Source organism: Pseudomonas sp. GW823-FHT02E01, assembly GCF_058797535.1.
The window spans coordinates 270,395-279,995 of sequence record NZ_JBXAJS010000001.1 but is presented as its reverse complement, the minus strand read 5'-3'; the positions used below and the strand labels follow the sequence as shown (position 1 = coordinate 279,995).

The window sequence follows — 9,601 nt, the reverse complement described above, 5'->3', positions numbered from 1 at the left end:
AGAGTTAGTTGCTGTTGTCGTCTTTGTTGTCGACGCGGTAGCTGAAGCTGAGGCCCATGCCCTGGAACAACACGACGTCCGCCAGTTGCCGCGCGAGCTCACCGGCGCTGGCCAGTTTGGTCTTGGGCACGTACAGCATGTCGTCCGCTTGCAGGTAGGCGATCTGGGTGGCGTCGCCGGACAAGGCTTTTTCCACGTCGTAACGATGCGCGACCACCTGGTTGCCGTTGCGCCGCATGATCATCACCGAGTCCAGGCGTGCCTTGACGTTGGAACCGCGGGCCAAGGTCAGGGCTTCGAGCACCGACACCGGGCGGCGGATCGGGTAGGAGCCCGGCTGGCCGACTTCACCCAGTACATAGATTTCGTTGCCGGCGGTGGACTTGAGCAGCACGTCCACGGTCATGCGCCCCGGCAGGGTGGCGTAGCGTTTATTGAGGTAGGCCTCCAGCTGGTTGATGGTCATGCCTTGCAGCGGTACGGCACCGATTTCCGGGAAGCTGGCGTAGCCGTCGGTGCCCACGGTGATTTCCCGACTCATGCCGGTGCCGGGGTGGTTGAGCACGGACTTGAGGTTCCACTCATTGGCCAGCGGGCTCACTACCATCACTGACAGCTGATTGCGGTTGGGCTGGAACAGCTGTTTGCGATCGTAGGCGCGCTGAATCGCGTCCCGTGCTTCATCGCGGGTCAGGCCCTCGATTTTCACCGTGGTGTGGGCCCCCGGCAGTTCGATGGTGCCATCGGGCAGCACCAACTGGTTGCCGTTGAACTGGCTGGCGGCGGTGAAGTTCAGCGCGATCGTGTCCCCGGACTGCACGCGATAGGCGGCCGAGCCACTGGTGCTGATGTGGAAGATCACGTCCAGCACATCCTGTGGGCGCAGGGTCTGCTCGACCTTGGGCACGTCAGTGGCCTGGGCGTTCGCCGGTGGGGCCGTGAGGATTTGCACCGGCATGCCTTGGGATTCGTCGGAGGAAGTGCTGGAGCAACCTGCAAGGGGCAGCAAAAGCAGGACAAGCATCTTGGCGTTCATGGCGTCATCCTTGTCTGACTGCTCACAGGTTTCTGTACAGCCATTCGGGCATGTAGTACTTGCGTCGGTTGAACACGCTGCCGACCAGCTTCGCTCCCGCCTGGCTCAAGCGCTGGGCCGCGGCCTGGGCCACCTCCCAGCGGGTGTCTTCCGAGCGCACGACCAGGACCACGCCGTCCACCTGGGTGCTGATGACCAGGGTGTCGGAGGCCGAATACACCGCGTCGCCGTCGATCACCACGAAGCGGTACCGGATGCCGAGTTGATCGAGCAGCGGGCTCAGGCGCTCGGGTGTCAGGTGTTCGTTGCCACGGGAGTAGCGGCCGAATGGCAGAACGTGAAAGGGCAGGCTGGAGACGTCCACCACGCAGTCCTGCAACAAGGGCGGGCTCTGGGTGTTGAACAACAAGTCGCGAAACCCCCGTTCCTTGCTCAGCCCCAACTGTTGCGTGAGGTTGGTCGCCGACTGGCTGGCATCCACCAGCAGCACCAGGCCGCTGCTCATCTTCGCCAGTTGACTGGCCAGCGCCAGCGCGCTGGTGGTGGTGCCTGCGCCGGGGTTGGCGGCGGTCAGGAAAAGGATCCGCAGGTTCTGGTCGAGCACGGTCGATGTCAGATTGGACTCGCTCGGGCTGGCAATGCTGAGGCTTTTAGCCGTTGAGCCGTCCATTTAACTCGCTCCCTGTCCGCTGAAAACTTTTAAAGGGGTTTTCAACAGAATCCTCAAATCAAGCAGCGGGCTCTGCTGGGAGATGTAGGTGAGATCCAACTCAACGCGCTGGTCGAAATCGATATTGCTGCGCCCGGAGATTTGCCACAGGCCGGTCATGCCGGGGTAGATGCTCAGGCGCACAAGGTGTTTGTTCTTGTAGCGGTAGGCATTGAACGAAGTCGGCCTGGGACCTACCAGGCGCATGTCGCCGGTCACCACGTTGAACAGGTTCGGCAGCTCATCGAGACTGGTGCGCCGCAGGAAGCCGCCGATACCGGTGATGCGCGGGTCCTTGTCGATCTTGAAATCGATGGCGTCGGTGCCGTGCTTGTTCAGGTGCCGCAGGGACTCCTTGAGTTCCTCGGCGTTGGTGACCATGGTGCGGAATTTGTACATGCCGAACATGCGGCCGCGGTAACCGGTGCGTTTTTGCACGAACATCACCGGCCCCGGGCTGGTGAGTTTGATGGCCAGCGCCAGCCCCAGCAGCACCGGGGAAATCAGCACCAGGATCAGCAGCGCGCCGAAGCAGGCCAGGACGCGGTTGGTGCGCGACAGGGTCCATGGCCGGCCACCTTCGCGACCGGTTATCCAGCCACAACCCTGCATGTGGATCGCGGCATCCATGCGCATGCGCTGTTCGGGGTCCAGGCGCTTTTCTCTACGCAAATTGCCAAGTGGCACACTTTTTTCGTGTTCAGACATAAATTCTCCGCAGAGTTCAGCCGTGTGCGGTATGGGGGACGCAGTCAGTAGTAAGAGCGGAACCAGGCAACGAAGCGCCTCAGTCCCTCGTCCAGTTCGATACGCGGTTGGAAATCGGTAGCGCGGGCCAGCTCACTGGCATCGGCGCAGGTGTTGAGGACATCGCCGGGTTGCAGGGGCAGCAGTTCGATCCGGACTTTTTGCCCCATGTGTTTTTCCAGCAATGCCAGATAGTCCTTGAGCTCTACCGGGTGCTGGCCGCCGATGTTGAAAATCCGCCAGGGTGCCATGCTCGTGGCCGGGTCTGGCTGTTCGCGGTCCCATTGAGCGTTGGCTTGCGGTGGGCGGTCGATCAGGCGTGTGATGCTCTCGATAATGTCGTCGATGTAGGTGAAGTCCCGCTGGTGCTTGCCGTAGTTGAACAGCTTCAGTGGCCGTTCTTCGGCGATGGCCCGGGCGAACTGGATCGGCGACATGTCAGGCCGTCCCCAGGGGCCGTACACCGTGAAGAAGCGCAGCCCGGTGCAGGGAATACCGAACAGGTGGCTGTAGCTGTGGGCCATCAATTCGTTGGACTTCTTGGTCGCGGCGTACAGCGACAGCGGATGATCCACACCATCGTGCACCGAGTACGGTGTGTGCTGGTTGGCGCCATACACCGAACTGGACGAAGCGTAGATCAAGTGTTTGACCGGGTGGTTGCGGCAGCTTTCGAGGATGTTCAGGAACCCGCTCAAGTTGCTGTCCAGGTAGGCCCGGGGATTCTCCAGGGAATAACGCACCCCGGCCTGGGCCGCGAGGTGGATCACGATCTCCGGTTTTTCCCTGGCAAACAGTGCCTCGATGGCCGGTGTATCGGCCAGGTCAACCATTGAGAGCGGGAAAGGGCGTGCCTGCTCCTGCACCCAACGCACGCGATCGTGCTTGAGTTGCGGATCGTAGTAGCTGTTGAAGTTGTCGAGGCCGAATACCTGGTGTCCATCGCGCAACAGTCGCAGCACGCAATGGGCACCAATGAAGCCGGCTGCTCCGGTGACGAGAATCTTCATGGACGGACGGCCTTGGGCGTGATGCGGCGCAAGCCGATGCCACTGTAATGCAGGCCGGCGGCCGCCACCTGTTCCGGGCTGTACAGGTTGCGTCCGTCCACGATCACCCGTTTTCGCAGTTTGCTCGCCAGCCTGTCGAAGTCGACCACGCGGAAGTTCTTCCACTCGGTGCAGATCACCAGGGCATCGGCGTCTTCGAGTGTGTCATCGCGGGTGGCGCACAGATGCAGGTCGTCGCGGTAGCCGTAAATACGCCGGCATTCGGACATGGCTTCCGGGTCGTAGGCTTGCACGCTCGCACCTTCGGCCCAGAGCGCCTCCATCAGATTGCGGCTCGGTGCTTCGCGCATGTCATCGGTGTTGGGTTTGAACGCCAGGCCCCACACGGCGATGGACTTGCCGGCCAGTCCACCGGGAAATTGCGCCTTGAGTTTGCTGAACAGGATATGCCGCTGGTGGTCGTTGACGTCGGTCACGCTACGCAGCAACTTCAGGGACATTCCGGCGCGTTCGGCGGTGTGCAGCAGAGCGCGCAGGTCCTTGGGGAAGCAGGAACCGCCGAAGCCGCAACCGGGGTAGATGAAGTGGTAACCGATGCGCGGGTCCGAACCGATGCCTTTGCGCACGGCTTCGATATCTGCTCCCAGTAACTCGGTGAGGTTGGCCAGTTCGTTCATGAAACTGATGCGCGTGGCCAGCATCGCGTTCGCTGCGTACTTGGTCAACTCGGCGCTGCGGTTGTCCATGAACATCAATTTGTCGTGGTTGCGGCAGAACGGCGCGTAGAGCTCGCTCATCTGGCTGCGGGCTTCATCGTCAGCGGTGCCGACGATGATCCGGTCCGGGCGCATGCAATCGGCCAGGGCACTGCCTTCCTTGAGAAACTCCGGGTTGGACACCACCCGTATCTTCAGCGAACCTTTGCCGCTGCGCTGCAACTCTTCAATGGCAGTGGCACTGACCTGGTCCGCCGTGCCTACCGGCACCGTGGATTTGATGATCAGGGTGCGGTCGGCCTTCATGAAACTGGCAATCTGCCGGGCCACGCTCAGCACATGGCTGAGGTCGGCCGAACCGTCTTCGTCGGCGGGCGTACCAACGGCGATGAAGATCAGCTCGGCGTGCTCTACCGCATCGCTGGCCTGGGTGGTGAAGAGCAGGCGACCAGCCTTGATGTTTTCTTCAAGGGTGCCGCAAAGCCCCGGCTCACTGATCGGTGGCACGGCCTGTTGCAGTTGTCGGATCTTGTTCGGATCGATGTCGACACACAGGACGCGATGTCCGACATCGGCCAATGCAGCTGCTTGTATCAGGCCAACATAGCCCGTACCAAATACGCTCACGTCCATATCAGCGTGCCTCGTAAAACGGTGGAGAGTTGCAAAACAAGACTGTCAAAAGGGGGTATAGACCAGCCTCGGCAAACCGTGTCAGCGAACCAGTATGTTAAAGGGGCAAGACGCCCCCAAATGTGGGGCTATTGCCATCACTATTGGGTATCACCCCTCCCGATTTTGACTGTTTGGCGAAAATCCCAAGAAAGCAACAACCTGCCGCAAGCCTTGAAATACAAGGGTTGTAGCTGCTTGGGGGGTCAGGTTTGAACCACCGGTTTAATGACGACTGTTCACCGCGTCTGACAGTTCTTACGCACAGATGGCGCAATGCGAATGTTAAAAAATGTCCAACAATCTATTGATCAAGTGCCTGTCGAGTCATAGCAAATTCAATGATGCTGTCTTTGTCAGCCAGCCGCCTGTGAGCGGCTACGGGCGTTCATTCAATGGGCCGCCTAGGGTTCGCACGCGTGTGGTTTTTTATCGACCTTGCCGGGTTCGCCAGGCGCCCGGCGCGCACCCCAGCCACCGCAGGCAGGCACGGTTGAAGCTTTGCACATCGCTGTAGCCCAGGCGGTCGGAAATCTCCACCAGCTCCAGGTCCGTTCCCTGCAAAAAGTCTTCGGCCCGGTAGCGACGGTATTCGTCGAGCAACTCTGAAAAACTCCAGCCCAACGCCTTCAAGCGTCGGGCGGCGGTGCGCTCGAGCACGTGCTGGGTGGTACAGAATTGCTGCCAGTTGGCTTCGGCGAGGTTGCCGATCAAATGGTCGCAGACTTGCTCCAGCAAGGTCGGTTCGCTGTTGCGTCGGGTCTGCTCCAACAGCTCGATCAGCGTGTGCTCCAGTTCATGATTGCCCGGCGTCAACGGGATGACGAACAGCTGTGGATCGAGGCGGATCGAGTGCTGCGCCTGCCCCCATTGCACCGGTGCGCGAAAGGCTTGTTGATGTTCCTGCGCATTGGTCGTGCAAGCGCCGACCAGCCCGACGCCTAGAACCGGATCACGCTCCAGGCCGCTGGCGAGGAATTTGCGCCGCAACATGCTGCACAGGCTGATGAGTATGTAATCGGCGGTTGCCGCGCTGGTTTTCACACTGCCGCAATCGAGCAGGTGCAATTGGACGCTGTCGTCGCCGCGCACGATCCGCGCCTGGAAGTGCCCGTTGAAAAACGGAAAGAAACGCACGAAATACTGGCAGGCGCTGTCCAGTGAGTCGGCCACGTCGAACAAGTACGTCAGGCCATTGGTAGCGGTGGAAACGAAACGCCGGCCAGCCGCCAGGCCGATCAGCGGGTCGCCGGTCTGCTCCAGGGCAAACGCCCAGAAGCGCCGCGACATGAACAGCGGAATGCGCATGAACGGCGTGCGCAACTCGAACAGGCTGCGACGAAACAGGCCTTCGATACTGTCCCGGTCCACGCCACGGGCCAGCAACTCTTCGATGGCCGGCAGCAGAGTCGGCGCATAGAACGCATTGGGTATCGATTGATCGCGCAGTGGCTGATCGCTTTTTGTCATGTAGGGCTCACAGCTTGTTCCGCAACACTGGTTAGGCTGCCCGACGTTAAGCGATTTGCCGGAGCAAGACCATGCTTGATTTACGCCAGCTCGATTTGAACCTGTTGCTTGCCTTCGATGCGATTTATCAGCAGCGCAGCGTCACCCGTGCGGCCGAGGTGATGTGCCTGTCGCAACCGGCCATGAGCAATGCGTTGCGTCGCCTGCGCGAGTTGTGCGGCGACCCGCTGTTCATCAAGAGTCGCCTGGGGGTGACGCCGACACTGGTCGCCCATCGTCTGGCCGACTACGTGCGTGCAGCGCTGGAGTCACTGCGCGATGGCTTGCGCATGATTCCCGCCGCGCGGCAGAACAATCCACTGCTGCGCATCAGTTGTCTGGATTGCCTGCAACCGGTGCTGCTCGATGCCTTGCTCGAGTCACCCCACGCCGATTGGCAGGTGCGTTATTTCCAGCCCCGGCGCCGCGACGCCTTGCAGGATCTGGCCAGCGGCAAGCTGGATATCCTGATCGACCTCGACCAACCGCTGGCCGGGCTTGCCGGCCTGCACAAACAGGCATTGCCCGCCGACCATTATGTGTTCGCCTATGGCGCCGCGCTCAAGGAGCCGCCGCGCACCCTGCAGGAGTATCTGGAGCAGCCGCAGATCCAGGTGTCGAGCCGCCGCGACGGGCTCAGCCCGGTGGACTTGCAGCTTGGCTTGAAAGGCCTGCGCCGGAATGTGGCGATGAGCACCCAAAGCACCCTGGCCGCGAAGCTGATCGCCGATCGCCAGCCGTTCGGCATCAGCCTGCCAAGCCGGGTCGCCAACGTGCTGGGCCTGCAACACGTGCCGCTGCCCCTGGACGAACCCGTGGAATTGAAACTGGCGCTGTACATCGAGTCGCGCTATCGCTTCGAGCGCAGCCGCGAGGAGGCGATGCACTGCCTGCTGCGCGCCCTCGGTGAGCCCCGGGCATTGCAGTCGCTGGCGCGGCGTGCGTGATCTACCCCTGTAGGAGCGAGCTTGCTCGCGATGGAGTGTCATTCACCGCTGTGTCGACTGATACACCATCGCGAGCAAGCTCGCTCCTACAGGGATTTGTGTGTGTTTCAGATGCGCCTAGTTCGACGCCAGCAAACGTTGGTCGACCGTCAGCACAGCATCGACCATCGCCAGCGCGGCCGGTGTCAGGGAATGCCCGGCACGGCTGACGATGCCGTAATGCAATTGCAGACCGGGATCCTCCTTGGGCACGTCGGTAAACTCCAGCAGCCGGATCAGGCCCTGGTCCACCAGTTCGGCCAAGGCCTCCATGGTGGCTATACCCACCGCATCGGAGCGCATCACCACGCGGCGGATCGCATCGAATTGCGCGCACTCCACGCTCGGGTTGAAGTCCGCCTCGCCCTGCACGTCGGCGAGGATCTTGCGGATCATCGGCGGTATTCGCGTGCCGACCACGGCGTAGTCGAGCAGGGCGCGCAGGGACAGGTTCTGCTGCTGCGCCAAGGGATGACCGACACGGCAAAAGAACCGACCACGTCTAGGGCGCAACAGCTGAACCTGGTATTGCGGGTCGCCGGTGAAGTACCGCGCGTCGGCCACGAGGAATTCGATCTGCTGTTCGCGAAGCCAGACCGCCAGTTGCTCCCAGTCGCCCTGGTGGAAGCTGATGCGGATCGCCGGGTGAGCCTGGATGAATTCCGCCAGCGCCTCGGGCACCAGCACCTGGGCCGGGTACGGGCCGCAGCCGAAGTGCAACTCGCCACCGGTCAGGCCGTTGTATTGCGTCAGTTCGTTTTGCAGGGCCTGGCTGCCGGCGAGCAGGCGCCGGGCATGTTGCAGTACCAGTTCACCCTGGCCAGTCAGACGGAATTCGCGGCTGCTGCGTTCTACCAGCGCGCAGTCGAGGTCGCGCTCCAGGGTCTGGATGCTGCGACTGAAGGCGGGTTGGCTGAGGTTGATCGCCTCGGCGGCACGGCCGAAGTTGCGGTAATCGGCCAAGGCGACAAGGTGGCGGAGTTGTCGTAGGTCCATCATGCGTCTCCTGCATTTGTCGGATACTTTTAATGCATTGGATCGATATCACAGGGGCTGGCATAAGTACACGCCTGTCTTCTCGCCGTAACCTGCCATGACCAGCCAACCGTTCATTTCCAGCGCCTTCACCCGTACCATTCTCAGCCATGCCCGGCAGTCCGGACTGTGCCAGGACCAACTGCTGCAACGGGCCGGCATCTGCCTGTCGTTGCTCGAAGGGCAGGACCAGCACGTGCCCGCGCACCTGGTCGAACGCCTGTGGAATGAATGCGAACGTGCGGGCGCCGGGGTGTCGTTTGGCTGCGAACTGGTCAATGGCATGGCGACTACCACGTTACGGGGTTTGAACATTCTGCTGGACTCCGCCGCGACCCTTCGCGCGAGCCTGGCGTGTTTCACTGATTTCCTGCCGCGGGTGACCAACTACGTAGTGGCGGAACTGGAGGAGGGTGACGGGCAGGCTCGCTTGCATTTGCGCAGTGTTGACCAGCCGCCGCATTTTTTTGGTCTTGATGCGGCGACCCTGACGTTGGTGCGCAACATCGCCCGACGTTTGGGGCGCGCGCCGGCCGAGGTGTTCGTCGCGGTCCACTTGACGCCGCAACAGGCTGCCGGGCAGTGGTTGCGTAGCATGGGTGTCGAGGTGCTGGAGGGTTCACATCCGTGTCTGAGCCTGCCAGCGGCCAGTCTCGATGAGCCTTTGCTGGGGGCCAATGGGTTTTTGCATCAGAGTATGTTGCGGCACTGGCAGACCGCTGCAGCGCAACACACCCGTAGCGATAGCCTGGAGTTGGCGCGGCACTGGTTGACGGCGGGGGATCAGCCGATTGAGCGGATTGCCGAGCGGTTGGGGTATCGGCAGCCGAGCAATTTCATTCGGGCGTTTCGCAAGCAGTTCGGGATTACGCCTAAGCAGTTTCGCCTTGGTTTGTAGGTTGATGGGGTCTGAGTACATATCCGTTGCTGCGGTAACGGCTGCTTATGGTTTCGCCCTTACGGCGAGTCCCTTTTGTCAAACGACACAAAAGGAACCAAAAAGTCTCGCCCCTTACGTACGGCCCCTCGCTGAGGCTCGGGGTTCCTTCGCTCCGGCATTCATCCGGGGGCATCGCCCTCCGGTTGGCTTCGCTGGCACCTACATGCGATGTGTTCGACTGCGTCGAACGGCGCTGCGCGCCAATCCCCGGATGAACACCTCCACTCAGCCTGCCGAGGGG

At 61.5% G+C, this 9,601-nt stretch carries 9 protein-coding genes; 2 read left to right on the top strand and 7 right to left on the bottom strand.

Going from position 1 to position 9,601, the window contains the following annotated elements:
* Positions 1 to 4: 4 nt before the first annotated feature.
* The 6 genes from AC1RDQ_RS01245 to AC1RDQ_RS01220 form a co-directional block, all read right to left on the bottom strand.
* Positions 5 to 1,036: a polysaccharide biosynthesis/export family protein gene (locus tag AC1RDQ_RS01245; protein WP_090456394.1), complete on the bottom strand. Its 1,032-nt coding sequence runs from the start codon at positions 1,034 to 1,036 to the stop codon at positions 5 to 7.
* A 22-nt stretch (positions 1,037 to 1,058) separates the two neighbouring features.
* Positions 1,059 to 1,706 carry a CpsD/CapB family tyrosine-protein kinase gene (locus tag AC1RDQ_RS01240; protein WP_090456392.1) on the bottom strand — a complete coding sequence of 216 codons (648 nt, stop codon included), beginning with the start codon at positions 1,704 to 1,706 and terminating at the stop codon, positions 1,059 to 1,061.
* Positions 1,707 to 2,453, bottom strand: a complete 747-nt coding sequence (locus AC1RDQ_RS01235; RefSeq protein WP_340313806.1) for a sugar transferase — start codon at positions 2,451 to 2,453, stop codon at positions 1,707 to 1,709.
* A 44-nt stretch (positions 2,454 to 2,497) separates the two neighbouring features.
* Entirely contained in the window at positions 2,498 to 3,502 is a 1,005-nt protein-coding gene (locus AC1RDQ_RS01230) for an NAD-dependent epimerase (protein WP_349736948.1), read from the bottom strand.
* Positions 3,499 to 4,851 carry a UDP-glucose dehydrogenase family protein gene (locus AC1RDQ_RS01225; RefSeq protein ID WP_492585987.1) on the bottom strand — a complete coding sequence of 451 codons (1,353 nt, stop codon included), beginning with the start codon at positions 4,849 to 4,851 and terminating at the stop codon, positions 3,499 to 3,501. The genes AC1RDQ_RS01230 and AC1RDQ_RS01225 overlap by 4 nt, the downstream gene beginning before the upstream one ends.
* Before the next feature lie 468 nt (positions 4,852 to 5,319).
* Entirely contained in the window at positions 5,320 to 6,360 is a 1,041-nt protein-coding gene (locus AC1RDQ_RS01220; protein ID WP_218496411.1) for an AraC family transcriptional regulator, read from the bottom strand.
* A 71-nt stretch (positions 6,361 to 6,431) separates the two neighbouring features.
* On the opposite strand from AC1RDQ_RS01220, the gene AC1RDQ_RS01215 reads away from it, so the two are divergent.
* Positions 6,432 to 7,346 (top strand): LysR family transcriptional regulator, encoded by a 915-nt coding sequence (locus AC1RDQ_RS01215; protein ID WP_090456383.1) that lies wholly within the window; start codon positions 6,432 to 6,434, stop codon positions 7,344 to 7,346.
* Between the two features lie 117 nt (positions 7,347 to 7,463).
* Here AC1RDQ_RS01215 and AC1RDQ_RS01210 read toward each other — a convergent pair whose 3' ends face one another.
* Positions 7,464 to 8,381, bottom strand: coding sequence for a LysR family transcriptional regulator (locus AC1RDQ_RS01210; RefSeq protein WP_492585985.1), 918 nt, complete (start codon positions 8,379 to 8,381; stop codon positions 7,464 to 7,466).
* A 97-nt stretch (positions 8,382 to 8,478) separates the two neighbouring features.
* On the opposite strand from AC1RDQ_RS01210, the gene AC1RDQ_RS01205 reads away from it, so the two are divergent.
* Positions 8,479 to 9,318 (top strand): AraC family transcriptional regulator, encoded by an 840-nt coding sequence (locus AC1RDQ_RS01205; RefSeq protein WP_489848179.1) that lies wholly within the window; start codon positions 8,479 to 8,481, stop codon positions 9,316 to 9,318.
* The last annotated feature ends 283 nt before the right edge of the window (positions 9,319 to 9,601 follow it).